This window comes from Paraburkholderia acidipaludis NBRC 101816 (assembly GCF_000684975.1).
Taxonomy (GTDB): Bacteria; Pseudomonadota; Gammaproteobacteria; order Burkholderiales; family Burkholderiaceae; genus Paraburkholderia; species Paraburkholderia acidipaludis.
This window is the reverse complement of the sequence record NZ_BAXZ01000009.1, coordinates 290,638-306,688: the sequence shown is the minus strand read 5'-3', so window position 1 is coordinate 306,688 and position 16,051 is coordinate 290,638. Positions and strand designations below refer to the sequence as shown.

16 protein-coding genes are annotated in these 16,051 nt (G+C 63.1%); 3 read left to right on the top strand and 13 right to left on the bottom strand.

Features of this window, described 5'->3' with window-relative positions; genetic code table 11:
- The coding region (locus BAC01S_RS13285) for a DUF3138 family protein (protein WP_027795204.1) at positions 1-196 on the top strand (196 nt) is incomplete at its 5' end.
- 61 nt (positions 197-257) lie between these two features.
- On the opposite strand, the gene BAC01S_RS13280 is transcribed toward BAC01S_RS13285, so the two are convergent.
- From BAC01S_RS13280 to BAC01S_RS35575, 7 genes are all read right to left on the bottom strand, one after another.
- A complete protein-coding gene (locus BAC01S_RS13280; protein ID WP_027795203.1) occupies positions 258-1,184 on the bottom strand; it encodes a LysR family transcriptional regulator in 927 nt (308 codons plus the stop codon).
- Positions 1,185-1,278: 94 nt separating this feature from the next.
- Positions 1,279-2,409 carry a porin gene (locus tag BAC01S_RS13275; RefSeq protein ID WP_027795202.1) on the bottom strand — a complete coding sequence of 377 codons (1,131 nt, stop codon included), beginning with the start codon at positions 2,407-2,409 and terminating at the stop codon, positions 1,279-1,281.
- A 123-nt stretch (positions 2,410-2,532) separates the two neighbouring features.
- Positions 2,533-3,519 (bottom strand): alpha/beta hydrolase, encoded by a 987-nt coding sequence (locus BAC01S_RS13270; protein WP_027795201.1) that lies wholly within the window; start codon positions 3,517-3,519, stop codon positions 2,533-2,535.
- The gene (locus BAC01S_RS31260; protein WP_043202123.1) at positions 3,516-5,090 is read right to left on the bottom strand and encodes a BCCT family transporter; all 1,575 of its coding nucleotides are present in this window, start codon (positions 5,088-5,090) and stop codon (positions 3,516-3,518) included. Before BAC01S_RS31260 ends, BAC01S_RS13270 begins: the two co-directional genes overlap by 4 nt.
- Before the next feature lie 218 nt (positions 5,091-5,308).
- The gene (locus BAC01S_RS34625) at positions 5,309-5,467 is read right to left on the bottom strand and encodes a hypothetical protein (RefSeq protein ID WP_156954406.1); all 159 of its coding nucleotides are present in this window, start codon (positions 5,465-5,467) and stop codon (positions 5,309-5,311) included.
- 26 nt (positions 5,468-5,493) lie between these two features.
- Entirely contained in the window at positions 5,494-6,237 is a 744-nt protein-coding gene (phbB, locus tag BAC01S_RS13255; RefSeq protein WP_027795200.1) for an acetoacetyl-CoA reductase, read from the bottom strand.
- A gap of 240 nt (positions 6,238-6,477) precedes the next feature.
- Positions 6,478-6,672 carry a hypothetical protein gene (locus BAC01S_RS35575; RefSeq protein WP_027795199.1) on the bottom strand — a complete coding sequence of 65 codons (195 nt, stop codon included), beginning with the start codon at positions 6,670-6,672 and terminating at the stop codon, positions 6,478-6,480.
- 634 nt (positions 6,673-7,306) lie between these two features.
- On the opposite strand from BAC01S_RS35575, the gene BAC01S_RS13240 reads away from it, so the two are divergent.
- Entirely contained in the window at positions 7,307-7,660 is a 354-nt protein-coding gene (locus BAC01S_RS13240; protein WP_027795198.1) for a BON domain-containing protein, read from the top strand.
- Between the two features lie 135 nt (positions 7,661-7,795).
- Here the strand turns inward: BAC01S_RS13240 and BAC01S_RS13235 are convergent, their stop codons facing one another.
- The 5 genes from BAC01S_RS13235 to BAC01S_RS13215 form a co-directional block, all read right to left on the bottom strand.
- Positions 7,796-8,740, bottom strand: coding sequence for a choline ABC transporter substrate-binding protein (locus BAC01S_RS13235; protein ID WP_027795197.1), 945 nt, complete (start codon positions 8,738-8,740; stop codon positions 7,796-7,798).
- Positions 8,741-8,790: 50 nt separating this feature from the next.
- Positions 8,791-9,774 (bottom strand): GlxA family transcriptional regulator, encoded by a 984-nt coding sequence (locus BAC01S_RS13230; protein ID WP_027795196.1) that lies wholly within the window; start codon positions 9,772-9,774, stop codon positions 8,791-8,793.
- Between the two features lie 21 nt (positions 9,775-9,795).
- Positions 9,796-10,701 (bottom strand): choline ABC transporter permease subunit, encoded by a 906-nt coding sequence (choW, locus tag BAC01S_RS13225; RefSeq protein ID WP_027795195.1) that lies wholly within the window; start codon positions 10,699-10,701, stop codon positions 9,796-9,798.
- Positions 10,694-11,863, bottom strand: a complete 1,170-nt coding sequence (locus tag BAC01S_RS13220) for a quaternary amine ABC transporter ATP-binding protein (protein ID WP_027795194.1) — start codon at positions 11,861-11,863, stop codon at positions 10,694-10,696. The genes choW and BAC01S_RS13220 overlap by 8 nt, the downstream gene beginning before the upstream one ends.
- Before the next feature lie 124 nt (positions 11,864-11,987).
- On the bottom strand, positions 11,988-13,130 hold the full coding sequence (locus BAC01S_RS13215; protein ID WP_407667924.1) for a porin: 1,143 nt from the start codon (positions 13,128-13,130) through the stop codon (positions 11,988-11,990).
- 328 nt (positions 13,131-13,458) lie between these two features.
- On the opposite strand from BAC01S_RS13215, the gene BAC01S_RS13210 reads away from it, so the two are divergent.
- A complete protein-coding gene (locus BAC01S_RS13210; RefSeq protein ID WP_027795192.1) occupies positions 13,459-14,337 on the top strand; it encodes a formyltetrahydrofolate deformylase in 879 nt (292 codons plus the stop codon).
- Positions 14,338-14,409: 72 nt separating this feature from the next.
- Here the strand turns inward: BAC01S_RS13210 and BAC01S_RS13205 are convergent, their stop codons facing one another.
- On the bottom strand, positions 14,410-16,050 hold the full coding sequence (locus BAC01S_RS13205) for an APC family permease (RefSeq protein ID WP_156954410.1): 1,641 nt from the start codon (positions 16,048-16,050) through the stop codon (positions 14,410-14,412).
- Position 16,051: the final 1 nt, after the last annotated feature.

Genomic DNA, 16,051 nt, shown 5'->3' with positions numbered 1-16,051 from the left:
CGGTCTGGGCTTCGACTGCAAGGGCGCCACCCGCCAGGACGTGACGCTGGACCTGCTGTTCTATCCGACCCAGCAGATCACGGTCAAGGTGGAGTATCGCCACGACTGGGCCACCCAGCAGGTGTTCCTGCGCAGCGACGGCTCCTACAGCAGGAACAACGACCTGCTCGGCGCCCAGTTCATTTACTCGTTCTGATGCGTGCGTCGATGGCTCGTCAGCACCGCCATGCCGGCGAGCCGTCGGCATGGCGGTGCGCTCAAACTTTGGCGTGCTGCTTCTTGATCACCGTTTCGGCGAAAGATGCAAAACGCTGCACCACCTGTCGCGGCTTCATGTTGCGCGACTGGGCAATCCCGAGCGTGGTCGCGGCGACATCGTCCTTGAAGCGCTTGACCACGAAGTCCGCGCCGTCCACCGTCTGCGTGGATTTGAGCGGAAAGTTCAGGATGCTGTACCCCAGACCGTTCGCCACCATGCCCCGCACCACTTCCGGCTGTGCCGACCGGAATGCCGGCACGGGCCGCTCCCCCACGGTATCGAAGAGCGACGAAAAATATTCGCGGCTGTGCGGCAGATCCAGCATCACGTAGGGCTGCCCCACGAGGCTCGCCAGCGTCACCGAGCGATGCTGCGCCAGCGGATGATCCGTCGGCAGGATCACGTACGGCGGCAGGCGCACCAGCGGACGAAACTCGATATCGGCGGTAAGGTCGATATCGTAGGTCAGCGCAAGATCGAGCGTGCCGTCGTGCAAGCCGGTAAACAAGTCTTCCTGATGCGCTTCCGTGGTCCTGAAGCCGATGCCGGCATGATCGGCCAGAAAGCTGCTGACGAGCCCGGCCAGAAGCGGCGGCGCGAGCGAAGTCAGGCAGCCGAGCGCGATGGTGCCGGTCATGCCCGTATCCATGCCGCGCGCGGAAGCCTGCAGTTCTTCCGCGTTCTTCAACAGGTCGCGCGTCTTGCCGAGAATCTCGCGCCCGGCCTGCGTCAGCGAAAGCCCCGAAGCGTGATGCCGGATGAACAGTTGCACGCCCAGCGAGTCCTCCAGCTCCGCGATCGCGGTGGAAATCGAGGGCTGCGAAATATGCATGAGCTTCGCCGCCGACGTGAACGACAACACTTCGGCCGTCGTGACGAAATAGCGAAGCTGACGCAGCGAGTAATTCAGTCGGGGGGTTTCCATTTCACGCGCATGAGATGAGAATCCGCGCGCCGATGCATAGCAAGTGTCATCGGCCGCAAGCCATCAGCATAGCAAATGGCAGGGCCGCGGAAACTCAGAACTTGTGCTGAATCCCGAGCACGAATAACGCCTGCTTGCTGTTGCCGCCTTCCCATCCCCACGAATCGGCAATCACCGCCTGGGCCGGTCCGGCGCCGTTGCTGCCCGTAGCGTGCGTCAACGCGGCCGTTGCATACAGCCGGGTCCGTTTGCTCAGCGAGTAGTCGCTGGCCAGCGAGAACTGGTTGTAGGTGGCGCTCGAATCGCCGTGCGATTTCAGATAGTCGTAGCCGGCTTCCAGTCCGACTGCCGTGGTCACCTGCCAGTAGGCCCAGACCTCGCCATTGTTGAAGCGCTCCGCGTTCGAGAACGTGGAGTAACCATCCGGCAGGTATTCCGAGTAGCTGTAGTAGCCGCCGAAGGTTACGGGCCCGATCGCGTAGGACGCGCCGGTACGCGCAACGTTGATCTTGCTGGCGCTCGCATAATGCGAATTGACCGGCGTGCCGAACATGCCGTTGTTGGTCGAGTTGATGCCGCGCCCGGAAAACACCGGATTCCCGTTGTCGGCATGGAAGAAGCCGGCCGCCAGCGTCAGCGCCTGTCCCGTGTACAGACCCGCGATGCTTGCGGTCGAACCGGAGCTCATGGAACCCGCGACACCCCCGAACGAGTATTGCGCCTCCATCTGCAGGCCGTTCCAGACCGGGCTCGCCCACTGCACCGCATTCGAAATGAGCGTCGAGCCATCGGCGAGGTCGATGTCGCCCGGTGCCGTGAAATACTCGAGAAAGTTGTCGCCCTGCACCGGCACGACCATGTCCTGCATGATGTCGAGCTGCTTGCCGACAGTTAGCGTTCCCCATCGTTTGCTGGACAGACCCACGTAAGATTGCCGGTTGAAGATGCCGTCCGCCTTCCCGGTGTTGAGGTCGAACTCCGATTCCAGCCTGAACACCGTGCTCAAACCGCCGCCCAGGTCCTCGTTGCCCTTGATGCCCCAGCGGTTGGTGTACCAGTTGCTGCTCTGCAGCCCAAGCTGGTAATGCTCGCCGCCCACGTTATGGATGTACTGGATCGACTCGTCGATTACGCCATACAAGGTAACCGAGCTATCGCCGGCGAATGCCTGCGTCGTCATTCCGATAGCGCCGATTGCGCCGCAAAGCAGGATGCGGTTTTTCACGTCAAAATCTCCTTCCTTATATTATTTATGTACAACTAATTGATATCGATTGATCAAGACCGGACTTGCTTGCCGGCGCTCTTCATGAGAGCGCCTCGAAAGGCAGGAAAAGCGGGAAGCGCGCTACGACGCCACGCGGTTGCCGGGCCGTTGCCCCAGCATGGCCGATATCGCTTCGACGAACGCCTGATACAGCCGGGCCGTCTCGGGGCAATTGCGCATTGCCCGCATGCAGCCGTGCAGCAATCCGCGCCCGAAATGAAGCTGCGCTGCCGATCCGGCGGCACGCAGCCGCTCGACGTAGCGCTCGCCGTCGTCACGCAAAGGATCGAATTCGGCTACCGCCACGAAAGCCGGCGGCATCCCGGCCAATGAGGCCGCCGCCAACGGGGCAAGGCGCGGGTCCGCATGGCTGGCCGGGTCGGGCGCATAGACCTTCAGGTAGTACTCCGCATCGGCGGCCGTCAATAGCGGCGCATCGGCATGGTCACGGTACGACGGCAAGCTCTGGTCGGTACCCAGCACCGGGTAGATCAGCGCCTGCCCCAGCGGAGCCGGCCCGCCAGCGCGCGCGATTTCCAGGCACAACGCTGCCGCCAGATTGCCGCCGGCGCTATCGCCCGCCACCACCAGTCTGGACGGATCGATGCGGTGGTCCTGACCCTGCGCCAGGAGGTAACGCCACGCCGCCATGCAGTCGTCGAACGCCGCCGGAAACACGTGCTCGGGTGCGAGGCGATAGTCAACCGCCACCACCACGGCGCAAAGGTCGCGCGCCGTCGGCATCGTAATGAATGCGTGCGAGTCCAGGCCGCCGACCACCCAACCGCCGCCATGCAGGTACAACACGCACGGCCAGCCGTTTTCAGGGGCCTCGCCCACCGGGCGATAAAGCCGGACCGGAACCGGCCAGTCCTCTGCGGCAACGCAATGCTCCTCGATGGCCACGCCGGCCTCGCGCGCGGGAGTGAAGTGTCGGCATAGCGCGTCGTAGGCGGCCCGGCCGGCCTTCATGCTGTCGTCTTCCGCACGGAAAGCCGCACTGGTCTCCACGAACTCGCGCATTTCCCTGCTGAGCGGGTAGCTATGTTGCATGTCGTTCTCGCTCAACCGTGCAGTTGTTCGCGGGTCGCGAGCATGCCGCCCTGCTCTTCGATCAGATGCCCCGGAACATGGCCGTAGTCTTCGCGCAGCCATTTGAGCAGGCCAGCCACCTTGACCAGCATGATCAGCAGGAACGGAATCGCGGTCACGATCACAGCCGTCTTCATGGTATTGAGCGGCGCTTTGGTGAAGATCACCGCCAGCGGCACCAGCGTGAGCATGATGCACCAGAACAGCCGGTCTCTCGGCGCCGGGTCCTGGCCCTCCGCCAGATCGCGGGTGCAGGTGGCCGACACGGCATAGCCCACCGCGTCCATATGAGCGGCGAGGAAAACCGCCATCAGCAGCAGGAAGAACACGATCACGAAACGGCCCGCCGGCAGATGCTGGAGCAGCAGACCAATTGCGACTTCGCCGCCCTGCTGGTTCAATACGCCCGGCACGTTGACGACACCCGCGACGAAGTTGTGCAGGCTGTAGTTCTCCAGCACGCCGAACACGAACCACACCCCCACGCAGCCGCCCAGCATCATCGCCAGAATGACTTCGCGAATGGTGCGTCCGCGCGATACGCGGGTCACGAACAGCGCGACGCCCGGCGCATAGGAAATCCACCACAGCCAGTAAAACACCGTCCACTCGCGGGTGAATTTACCGTCGCCCATCGGGTCCGTGAACAGACTCATGTCGACGAAGTTGGTCAGCATCAGCCCCAGGCTGGAAAGCGAATTGCTGGTGATGAACTGGGTCGGGCCGCACAGATAGATATACACGGTCAACGCCAGCACGCCCCAGCACACCAACTGGCTGAGCCGCTTCATGCCGCCGTCCATGCCGACCCACGAACTCAGCGTGAACAGCACGGCTACCGCGATGATGATGATCACCTGAGTGGCGAACGTATCGGGTATGCCGGTGAGGTTGGCCAGCAGGCGGGAAAACGTCGTGGCGGAAAGCACGAGCGAAATGGTCAGTGCTCCGAACATGCACAGCATGAACAGCAGGTCGACCAGGCGGCCGACCGGACCGTTCGCGCGGTAGCCCGTAATCGCCTCCACCATCGCGGCCAGGCTCAGCCCCTTGTTTTTACGGACGTGAAAGTGATAGCACATCGCGACCGAGCCGATCGCGTAGATCGCCCAGGCGCTTAGCCCGGAATGGAAGAACGAATAGGCCACGCTGAATTTCAGCGACTGCGGCGAATCCGGCGGCAGGTTCAATCCGGGCGTGTGATAGTAATAGGCCCAGTCCAGGAAGCCCCAGTACAGCGCCGACGAACCCAGCCCCGAGAGGAGGAACATGAAGATCCAGGAGGCCGTCGAATAGTCGGGAGCGCCCTCGCCAAGCCGGATCTTGCCGTACTTGCTGCAGGCGAGCCCGACAACGAACAGCAGCGAGCCGAACGCGAACAGCAGAACCGGCGAGGCGAAGACCGTCGTACACCAGTAGAGAACCTGCTCCGCGCCTGCGATCGACTGCTTTGGAAAAGCGGCCAGGCCGCCAACCGATAGAAATACGATCGACAGACTGGCGAGGGAAAGCGGCATATCGCGCCGGCCGGATCTGTTAGTGCCCATGACGTCTCCTGTATTTGAGGCTACCGCACGTCTTGCCGACGTGTTGTATCCACCTTGTATCGGCGAATGGTAGCCGCAACGGCTTTGGGCATTAAACGTGGATTCCGTGAATCCATAAGCTACGAATCGTGAAGAATGGCGCGGCTTCCCGCCCACACATCCCGCACGACGGGTGCCGGCCCGGCACCCGCTTTCCACTCGGCGCGGCATAAGCAGCCTCAGCGTCGCGGATCCTTCCATCGCCACGCATAGCAGCGGTGATCGAGCATCCTGAGACGCTTGCGCCACACCCGCTCGCGACAGTAGTGCACGGCGACGAAGGCCAGCGCCATCGCCAGCGCACCCGCCCCTACGATCGTCCCCAACGACTCATCCATCCGGGCCTCCGTGGCTGTAGCACGCGTCACTGCAGGTGCTGGCCGCCGTTGATCGCGATGTTGGCGCCGGTGACGAAGCCGGCCTCGCGCGAGCACAGGTACTGCACCAGCGCGGCGATCTCCTCGGGTTGGCCCAGGCGGCCCACGGGAATCTGCGGGATGATCTTCGTGTCGAGAATCTCCTGCGGCACGGCCATCACCATCTTCGTGGCAATGTAGCCGGGCGAAATCGTGTTGACGGTGACGCCGCGCTTCGCGACTTCGAGTGCCAGCGACTTCGTGAAGCCGTGCATGCCCGCTTTCGCGGCCGCGTAGTTCGTCTGCCCGAAGCCGCCCTTCGAACCGATGATCGACGAGATGTTGACGATACGCCCCCAGCCGCGCTCGACCATGCCTTCGCAGACAGGCTTCGTCATGTTGAAGACCGAGTCGAGATTGGTGCGCAGCACGGCGTCCCAGTTCACCTTGTCGAGTTTCTTGAAGCTTGCGTCGCGCGTGATCCCGGCGTTGTTCACCAGGATGTCCACGGGGCCGACCTCCGCCGTGATCCGCCCGATGCATCGCTGGCACGAGTCGTAGTCGGCCACGTCGACCGGATACGCAAGGAACTGCCGCCCTTGCGCCTCCCTCTTCGCGAGCCATTCGTTCGCACCGGTATTGCCCGACGAATGCGTCACGACAACCGCGTACCCGGCGTCGTGCAGCCTGACACTGACCGCCTCGCCAATTCCGCCCATACCACCGGTCACGACCGCGATTTGCCTTGCCATGGAACATCCTCCTTGAACAAAAATCGAGCACGGCCAATGCACACGGCATCGGCGCGCCCATCAAAACCCCATCGAAATCATTACGCACTGCTTAAAAACAAGCAGCGACCCCATTCGATCAAAGTTCGTTGTCGTGTGCTGGACGCGCTGGTCTCGCGCGCCGGACTGTCGTTGGAGGCCTGGAGGTACGGTTTGGTACCGCTTTGTCCTTTCAGGCCCGACAGTCCGGAAGATTTTGGTCTAGTGAAGGCAACCGACGGCCTGCAGAACAGACTTGCCGTCGCTGGTTATGCAAGGTCTGCGCCCTGCTGCCCCTTCTTCGAGGGATACAAGCTGTCGTGCCAACAGGGTATCGAGCTCGGCTCGATCCAGTTCGACCTGATCGGGTGAGTCCTTGATCAGCATGAGAGTGGCAAACTCATGTGGGCTCAGCATGTCGTCTCCTTATAGTGTCGGTCTACGCCGATGCAAGACTGAATGTCCTTCCCGCCCCCTCCATCCTTCCGGCGAGAAGTTGCTGATCTGTTCGTCGTTTCCCCGCCTGTTCGAACCGTGACGTTCGCGATCATGCGGGGCCCATCATAACTGTTCAATAGTGAATTGCAATATGTGGGATGAGCATATCAGCGACAAATTTCCGTAAAATCCCGGCCATGTGAAGTAGCGCGCACGTTCGTTCTAATAATTCGTGACGCATTTTTTACGCGGGAGCGTAAGCCCGCATAAAGCCTCTCTAATATCGGCGTAATGATCTGTTCAATACTTCCTCGGATAAGCGCCCCACGCTAAAGCGTATGCAAACAATGTGTACTTTTGATTGCAGCGCTCACAACGCTGGCGCGCAATTTGCGTGCCGCGCAGCCAGTCGCAGTCCTGACTACTGTGGATACGCTTCCACCACAGCGGGCGGCGATCGAGGCCATGTCCCGCCCCAACGCGTCCGGCGAAGCGCTCGTGTATTATTTATCGCGAGCCAGTCAACTGGCCCCAGCTCCCATTGCAGGGGCTCACCGACGAGGTCTTTTTGCCCGGACGGGTTCCGGAATTCAAACAACTATGGAGTCTGGCAATGAAATCGATCGTTGAACGCGCGGCGGCGACCGCCGCACTGTCCGTAGCTCTCGCAGTTATCACCCTGCCTTCCGTGTCCTTCGCACAGAGTTCCGATGCGAGCGCGCCGATGAGCCGGTCCGAAGCCCGAAAAGCGAATCATCAGTTGGAACGCCAGGTGGTCAGTGCGCTCAGCAAGGCGAAAATCGACGTCGCCGATGTTCGTGTGATCGCAAAGCATGGGGAAGTCGACCTGGCCGGCGAAGTGGCCCACCAGAAGGAAGTTGACGACGCGGCCACCGTGGCGGGCCAGGTGCCGGGCGTCACCGGCGTCAAGAACTACCTCACGGTCTATGAGGGCGGAGGACGCTGACGCGCGAACGTGTGCGGCTTGCGGGCCGCGCTTTCTCCCGCCACCTCGTCCGTGCCGGGCGGCCGGACTGAACCCCGGCCCATCCCGCCAGCCTCTCGCCTCCCTTTGTGGTTCCCTTTTAGCTCCCTCAGCCCGTTAGTGGGCCGCCAGATAAGCCTTCACTGCCTGCAACCCGTCCTTCCCGTCGAAGGTTTGCACGCCCGCCAGCCACTGGTTCAGCGTCTGCGGATTCGCCTTCAGCCATTCGAGCGCCGCCTTGTTGGGATCCTCCTTGTTCATGATGGGCACCATCACGTGATTCTCGATCGAGGTGGTGAACTGCAGGTTCGAAACGAGCTTCGCCGCATTCGGGCATCGCGCCGCATAGTCGGGCGGCGTGGCCGTGAATACCTTCGCTTCGCCATAGTTCGGCCCGAACACGTCGTCGCCGCCGGCCAGATAGTCGATCTTCATCTGAACATTCATCGGGTGCGGCTCCCAGCCCAGGAACACGATCCACTTCTTCTCGCGAATCGCGCGGTTGACCTCCACGAGCATGCCCGCTTCGCTCGATTCGACGAGCTTGAACTTGCCGAGGCCGAACTGATTGCCCTGAATCATCTTGTTGATCAGCGCGTTGCCGTCGTTGCCGGGTTCGATGCCGTAGATCCTGTCGTCGAGTTTATCTGCGTACTTCTGAATATCGGCGAAGGTCTTGAGGCCGCCGTTATAGACGTAATCGGGCACGGCGAGCGTGTATTTCGCGCCGGTGAGATTCGGTGTGGGCAATACCTTGACGCTGCCGGCCTTCACGAACGGGTCGATGATCGGGTCCATCGTCGGCGCCCAATAGCCGAGAAATACGTCGATCTGCTTGCTCTTGATGCCCGCGAACGTGATGGGCACGGACGCGATGGTTTTCGTCGGACTATAGCCCAGCCCCTCGAAGAGCGTCGAGGCAAGCCCGGTGGTCGCGGCAATGTCGGTCCAGCCGACGTCCGCAAAGCGCACTGTGCGGCAAGCGGCCGGGTCCGTCGCGTGGGCACTGGCGGCGGCGAGGGCAAGCACGCCGGCTGCGATTTTCAGATGATTGCGTTTCATGGACATCCTCTCCTTGGAAGCGGCGACAGACACGAAAAAATCAACAGGGGTTACACGCGACCGGTCTGACGCCGCTCGGCGCTGGGCGCATGGCCGAACTGGGCGCGATAGGCCTTGCTGAAGTGACACGGCGAATGAAATCCGCAAGACGTGGTCACTTCGGCGATCGTCGCGTCGGTCGCGCGCAACAGCTCGCGCGCCCGGCGCAGGCGCAGGGTCAGGTAGTAATGCGTGGGGGAAACGTTCAGGCAGACCTTGAAAATGCGCTGCAAATGCCGCTGTGAGAGCTTGACGAGCCGCGCCAGCTCGTCGAGCGAGAGCGGCTCTTCGATATTGGCCTCCATCAGCCGCACGACCTCGATCAGCTCCGCGCGCGAAGGGCCGACGCGCGCGTCGATGGGAATCGGCTGCTGGTCGCTGTCCCGGCGGATTCGTTCGAGAATGAACTGCTCCGAAATCTGCGCCGCGAGATTGCGCCCAAAGCGCAGGCTGACGAGGTTGAGCATCATGTCGAGCGGCGCGGTTCCGCCCGTGCAGGTGAACCGGTCGCGATCGATCACGAACAGCTCGTCCGCGAAGCGCACGTTGGGAAACTCGGCATGCAGCGCCGGCAGGTCTTCCCAATGCGAGGTGCAGTGGTAGCCGTCGAGAAGACCCGCGGACATCAGCGCGTAAGCCCCCGTACAGACTCCGCCCAGCAGCACGCCGCGGTCGGCGGCGCCGTGCAGCAGCGCCTTCACCTCTTCGCTGACCGCGCTGCGAACCCGCGTGCCGCCGCACACGATCAGCACGTCGGGCATCCCGGCCGCTTCGAGCGTCGTGGTGGGCCTGAGCGTGATGCCGTTGCTCGCATGCGCCGTGGCGCCGTCCGGCGTGATGACCGACCAGCGATAGTGCGTCTCGCGGGCCAGGTAGTTCGCCATGCGCAGCACTTCCACGGCGGTGCTGAAGGCGATCATCGAAAAGCTCGGCAACGTAAGGAACCCGAAATATTTAGGCTTGGCGAGATCGAGTTGTTCGGTCGTGGACACCACGCTGCGCTCCCTGAGGCCGGTTCAGCTTTGTGCAGCGACCGGATGCTCGCGCCTGACGCGCATCACGTTGCGCAACCCCGCGAAGCGCGGTGCGGGCGCCGTGCCGGGCGTGCGGCCGAAGCTCTCCGTAATGCGGTCCAGCATGATCGCAAGCAGCACGACGGAAAGACCGCTCTCGAAGCCGAGGCCGATGTCGAGCCGCTGGATGCTGGCGAGCACGTCGTTGCCGAGACCGCCCGCGCCCACCATCGAAGCGATGATCACCATGGAGAGCGCCATCATGATGGTCTGGTTGACGCCCTGCATGATCGAAGGCAGCGCGTTCGGAAACTGCACCTTGTAGAGCAGCTGCCACGGCGTGCAGCCGAACGCCTGGCCCGCCTCCACGATCTCCCGGTTCACCTGGCGGATGCCGAGGCTCGTCAGACGCACCGCGGGCGGCATGGCGAAGATCACGGTCGAGAGTATCCCCGGCACGCGGCCGAGACCGAAGAGCATGGCGGCCGGAATCAGATAGACGAATGCCGGCATGGTCTGCATGAGGTCGAGAATCGGGCGCACGACCATGGCCACGTGCTTGTTCTTCGCGGTCCAGATGCCGAGCGGCACGCCCAGCACGAGGCTGATCAGCGTGGAGGACAGCGTGAGCGCGAGCGTGATGATCGTCTGGTCCCAGAAGCCCGTCGCGTAGATGAGGAACAGCGAGAGTGCGGCGAACAGCGCGAAGCGCCAGCCCACGCGCCAGAGCCCGACACCGATGAAGATCGCCATCATGACGCCCATCGGAATGGCCTGCAGCCCGTGCTCGACCAATGCGGCGAAGCCTTCGATGAAGCGGCCGATCGAATCGAACGTGCTGGCGTCGTGATCGAGCAGATAGTGGACGGACTGGTCGACCCAGCTTCCCAGGGGAATGATCTCAGACATGAGCACCTCGACTGCGCGTAATGACCTTCAGAACGGAAGCCTGATCGACCGAGCCGCAATAGCGGTCCTTTTCGTCGACCACCGGCAGCGCCGTGCGGCTCGCACAGACGCGCGACACCACCTGGTCGAGCGGCGTCCCGCGGCGCAGGCTCTCGACCTTGCGCAGCGACGGCGACGCGCTGCCTATCGCCTCGCGCGTCACGAAGCCTCGAATGCGCTGCTCCGCATCGAGCACGAACGCATATTCTGCACTGCCATTCAACGAGGCCGCGATACCCGACTGGTCGAACTGGCGCACGAGCGGCACGCTGTTGGACTGCATCAGGTCGCCGGCCGTCAGGTAGCGGCTCGTATCGACGCCTTCGAAAAAGGCCCGCACGTAGTCGTCCGCGGGATTGGCGATGATCTCCTGCGGCGTGCCGATCTGCACCACACGCCCGCCCTCCATGATGGCGATGCGGTTGCCGATACGCAGTGCCTCTTCGAGATCGTGCGAAACGAACATGATCGTGCGACGCTGGTTCTTCTGCAGTTCCAGCAGCACGTTCTGCATTTCCTTGCGCTTGAGCGGATCGAGCGCGGAGAACGCCTCGTCCATGATCATCAGCGAAGGGTTGACCGCAAGGGCGCGCGCGAGGCCCACGCGCTGCTGCATGCCGCCCGAAAGCTCGGCCGGCAGCTTCTTCGCGAAGGCCGCGAGGCCGACCTGCTCGAGCACTTCGAGCGCGCGCCGCTCGCGCGCCTTGCGGTTCATGCCGGCCACCTCGAGGCCGAACGCGGCATTCGAGAGCACGGTGCGCTGCGGCATCAGCGCGAACGACTGGAACACCATGCTCATGTCGGTGCGGCGCAGCGCCGTGAGCTCGGAGCGGCGCACCGCGGCAATGTCGTGACCGTCGATGACGACCTTGCCCGCCGTCGGCTCGACGAGTCGGTTGATAAGACGGATCAGCGTGGATTTGCCGGAGCCCGAAAGCCCCATCAGCACGAAAATCTCGCCCTCCTTGACGTCGAAGGACACGTTATGCACGCCCACCACATGACCGGTCTTCGCAAATACCTCGTCCTTGGAGGCGCCGCGCGCCAGCATGTCCCGCGCGACTTTCGGGTTGTCCCCGAACACCTTACACAAACCTTCAACCACGATCTTTGGCGATTTCATCGACTCCATCTCCTCGTGGTGCAGGCGCCGGCCCGCACAGTGTATCTATATAGTTGCCAGAAAAAACCGCCACTAACCGACGAATTCCGACAGGTGCTTGCGGAAAAGCGACACGGCCGCCACGTCAGAAGCTGTGCGTGATCGCAACACGCCCGACTATCTGGTGCGAATTCGACGAAACGCCCGCCGACCCCGGGATATACGCGTAATCGAGGATCGTTCCGCTCGTGTTGCCCGACACCTTCTGGTACACGAACTGGCCGTACACCGCCGTGCGCTTCGAGAAGTTGTACTGCGCCATCACACCGCCCTCGTTCCAGTGCGGTGTGGCGTCCCCCGAATCCTGCTGCACTTCGGCGCGCGTATAGGTGTACATACCACCCACGAAGAACGTTGGCGTCAGGTTGTATTTGACGCTGAATTCCGCGTTGTCGAAGCGCAGTCCGTTCGCCGCGAGCGGCCCCACGTAGATCGACGCCGAAGGCTGGTCCACGTTCGTATGCGTATAGACCGCGCCGAGCACTACGGGCCCGATGCCGTAGTTTGCGCCTATGCCCCAGATCTTCTGGCTTTGCGCGGAAAAGCCCATGTCGTTGCTGGCGACCGCGCCGCCGGTCGTCGTGCCGGCCCCGGAGAGATCCTCGAAGGCCGCGCCGACCGTGAGCGTCGACCAGTTATAGGTCAGTCCGAGACTATAGACGCGGTTCTGCGCAAATCCCGCTTCGTTGCTGAAGCCGTAGAGCGCGGTGCCCGACAGGCCCGCGTAGGTGGCCGACGTGTACTTGACGGCGTTGCTCGCATGGAAGCTGCCGTCCGTGTTGTCGTTATCGAGCGGATGCGAGAACAGATAGCCGCCCCAGCTGCTGTTCACGGTGAGCGGCCCGATCACGTCGACGATCGAATCGAACTGGCGCCCGAACGTAAGCGTGCCGAAACGGCTGTCCTGAAGCCCGACATAGGACTGGTAGCCGAACAGGCGTCCGCCATAGTAGAGCTGCCCGTTTTCCATCGTGAAGCCGCTTTCGAGGTCGAAGATCGCGCTGAGTCCGCCGCCCAGATCTTCGGTGCCCTTGATCCCCCAACGGCTCGTGACGAGGTCCACGCTCGCCATCTGCCACGCGCTCTTGCCGCCCGTGTTATTCGTGTAGTTCAGGCCTTCGTCCAGCGCGCCGAACAGCGTGACGCTGCTTTGTGCATAGCTCGTGTTCGCGAGGCTCGCAAGCGCAACGGCAACACCGGTCAGCATGGCGGCATCCAGTCTTTTCATGGTTCGGTTCACTCCCGTGTGGTGCGGCGCCTGCAACGCGCCGCCGTGGTATGCACAGTAACGGCCCATATTTCTGGCAACGCCATCAAAGACGACACGGATTGGTCGGTTTGCGACAACGGTGTCGATGCTGCGTCGCACAGGGACTCAGGGTCTCCGGCTGGCGCTCAGGTTGGCGTGCCGATACCGGCGATACGGCGCGCCGATTCTATGCAGCCCGAAGGAAATACGGTGTACTCGCGCCACCGCCCGTGCACACCCGTGCATTCGCACCGCATAGAACCGGGGCCGCGCACGAGGCCTTTCTTTCGACCTCCGGAGAATCCGCATGACCGCAGCCGTTCGTCCCCATCCCTATGTCCTGACGCTGTCCTGTCCAAGCGCGGCAGGCCAGGTGGCCGCCGTGGTCGGCTACCTCGACAAGCGCCATTGCTACATCGACGAACTCACGGTCTTCGACGACGACATCAGCTCACGCTTTTTCGTGCGCTGCGTCTTTCACGAAGTGACGGACGCCGGCCCCGCCGCGCTCGATCTCGCCGCGCTGCGCGACGGCTTTCAGCCCATTGCGAACGATTTCGGCATGACGTGGGCCATCCACGACGTGGCAGTGCGCCCGAAGGTGCTGATCATGGTTTCGCGGCTCGAACACTGCCTTGCCGACTTGCTGTTTCGCTGGCGCATGGGCGAGCTGCAAATGGACATCGTTGGCGTCGCGTCGAACCATGCCGATTTCGAACCGCTGGCGCGGCAGCATGGGCTACCGTTTCACCACCTGCCCGTTACGCCCGAGACGCGGGCGCAGCAGGAAGCGCGCGTGCTCGAACTGTTCGAGTCGAGCGGCGCCGAACTGCTGATCCTCGCGCGCTACATGCAGATTCTTTCCGACGAAACGAGCCGCCGGCTCGCCGGCCGCGCGATCAACATCCACCACTCGTTCCTGCCGGGCTTCAAGGGCGCACGCCCCTATCACCAGGCGCATGCGCGCGGCGTCAAGCTGATCGGGGCGACGGCGCATTTCGTCACCGACGATCTCGACGAAGGCCCCATCATCGAGCAGGAAGTGCAGCGCGTGGACCATTCGCTGGGCCCGGAGCGGCTCCTCGCGGTGGGGCGCGACGTGGAATGCGTGACGCTCGCGCGCGCCGTCAAGGCGTTCGTGGAACGCCGCGTGTTCATCAACGGGGAACGCACTGTCATGCTGTGAGCGAACGCTGCAAAAACAGCCGGCGAGGCCGCGATCGCGCGCCTCGCCTCGATAAGCGGCAGAACGAAAGAATCAGAAGTACGGCTTCGCCAGATGATGCGAAAGCCAGACCACCAGAACGGCGAGCACCAGCGCGCCATAGGGCAGCCAGCGCCGGATGCCGGTGTTGTGCGCCTCGTCCTGCAGCGCCATGTCCTGCGCCATGCGCGCGGGAAAGCGGCCACGGTCCTGCCAGAAGTGGCGGTACAGGAACACCGGTACGATCAGCAGCATCGCGATCAGACCGTTGCGCATCGTGCCGATACCCTGCAAATCGGCGCCTGCGCCGATGAACGCGAGATCGAGGTAGCCGCATAGCGCGCCCGCCGCGAGCAGCCAGGTCGGGCAACGGAACGGCCGTTCCGCGTTGGGGCGATCCATGCGATGAATCCAGCCCGACTGGAGGTTCAGGAATACGAAGATCATGTAGCAGACGTTCGAGATCGCCAGCACCGTCATATAGTCGGACATCAGCAGCAGGATCAGATTGAACGCGAGGTCGGTCCACATCGCGCGCGTGGGGGCACCGTGCTCGTTCACGTGCGAAAGGTAGCGCGGCAGCCACCCGTCGGCCGAGGCCTGGTAGAGCGTGCGCGACGAACCCATCATCGAGGTCATCACGATGAGCAGGATGGTGAGCACGAGCATGACGACGAGCAGGTTCACCACGAGGCCGCTGCCGCCCACCATGCGCGCCATCGCCTCGCCCACGCCCGTGCCGTCCACGATCTTCGGATCGAGCATGCCCGCCGTGCCCAGCACGCCCTGGAACGCGAGCGGCACGAGCGTCATCACGAACAGGCATAGGAGTCCCGACCAGAAGATGGCCCGCGCCGTATCGCGGCGCGGATTGCGGAACTCGCGCGTGTAGCAGACCGCGGTTTCGAAGCCGTATGCAGCCCAGCCCGCGAGAAACATGGCGCCGAACGCCATCGTGATGCCGGTGCCGTTCCATTTGCCGGGCACCGCGGCCGTCACGGCGCCCTGGGCGTCGCGGCCCAGCGGCATCAGCGGCCAGAGGTGGGCGGCGGGCACGTCGCCCGTCACGAACGGCACCACGCCGACGATCACGAGCGGCGCGAGCGAAGCGATACCCAGAATGCGCTGCGTGCGCGCGGCTTTCGAGGCGCCGCCGTGCTGCAGCCTGAACGTCACGAGCAGAAATGCCGCGGCGACGAGAAAGGTCGCGTTGATGCGCAACGAGAGACCGTGCTTGATGAAGCCGAGATCGACGAGAGTGAGCTGCCAGGTGTTGATCGCGGCGTCGGGCGCGAAGAGGCTCGTGAGCATGTAGCTCGCGGCAAGCCCCGTGCCGAGCGCGAGCATGGGCGACCATGCGAGCCAGTTGCACCACACGGAAACCGGCGCGATGAGCTTGCTGTAGCGCACCCACGCCATCGCGCCATAAACGGAGGCTCCGCCCGATTTGTGCGGAAAAAGCCCGGAGATTTCCGCATAGGTCGCGCTCTGGATCAGGCCCATCAGGACCGCGGCGACCCAGATCGCCCACGCGGGCTGGCCGACGGTGGCCGATACGCAGCCGATCGTGAACAGCACGCCGCCAGGCACGCCGCTCGTGACCCAGAACGCGTCCTTCCAGCTCAGGCCACGCTGCAGCGTGTGGTTTTCATCATGTCCAACGCCGCCTTCCAATGTCCCTTCGATGTTGCGCATG

What these genes read in the sequence shown, in the direction of transcription:
- BAC01S_RS35575 (WP_027795199.1), bottom strand. Translation starts at nt 6,672, where the DNA reads ATGCTGAGCCCACATGAGTTTGCCACTCTCATGCTGATCAAGGACTCA.
- phbB (WP_027795200.1), bottom strand. Translation starts at nt 6,237, where the DNA reads ATGGCAAGGCAAATCGCGGTCGTGACCGGTGGTATGGGCGGAATTGGC.
- BAC01S_RS34625 (WP_156954406.1), bottom strand. Translation starts at nt 5,467, where the DNA reads ATGGATGAGTCGTTGGGGACGATCGTAGGGGCGGGTGCGCTGGCGATG.
- BAC01S_RS13210 (WP_027795192.1), top strand. Translation starts at nt 13,459, where the DNA reads ATGACCGCAGCCGTTCGTCCCCATCCCTATGTCCTGACGCTGTCCTGT.
- BAC01S_RS13205 (WP_156954410.1), bottom strand. Translation starts at nt 16,050, where the DNA reads ATGCGCAACATCGAAGGGACATTGGAAGGCGGCGTTGGACATGATGAA.
- BAC01S_RS13280 (WP_027795203.1), bottom strand. Translation starts at nt 1,184, where the DNA reads ATGGAAACCCCCCGACTGAATTACTCGCTGCGTCAGCTTCGCTATTTC.
- BAC01S_RS13220 (WP_027795194.1), bottom strand. Translation starts at nt 11,863, where the DNA reads ATGAAATCGCCAAAGATCGTGGTTGAAGGTTTGTGTAAGGTGTTCGGG.
- BAC01S_RS13240 (WP_027795198.1), top strand. Translation starts at nt 7,307, where the DNA reads ATGAAATCGATCGTTGAACGCGCGGCGGCGACCGCCGCACTGTCCGTA.
- BAC01S_RS13235 (WP_027795197.1), bottom strand. Translation starts at nt 8,740, where the DNA reads ATGAAACGCAATCATCTGAAAATCGCAGCCGGCGTGCTTGCCCTCGCC.
- choW (WP_027795195.1), bottom strand. Translation starts at nt 10,701, where the DNA reads ATGTCTGAGATCATTCCCCTGGGAAGCTGGGTCGACCAGTCCGTCCAC.
- BAC01S_RS13215 (WP_407667924.1), bottom strand. Translation starts at nt 13,130, where the DNA reads ATGAAAAGACTGGATGCCGCCATGCTGACCGGTGTTGCCGTTGCGCTT.
- BAC01S_RS31260 (WP_043202123.1), bottom strand. Translation starts at nt 5,090, where the DNA reads ATGGGCACTAACAGATCCGGCCGGCGCGATATGCCGCTTTCCCTCGCC.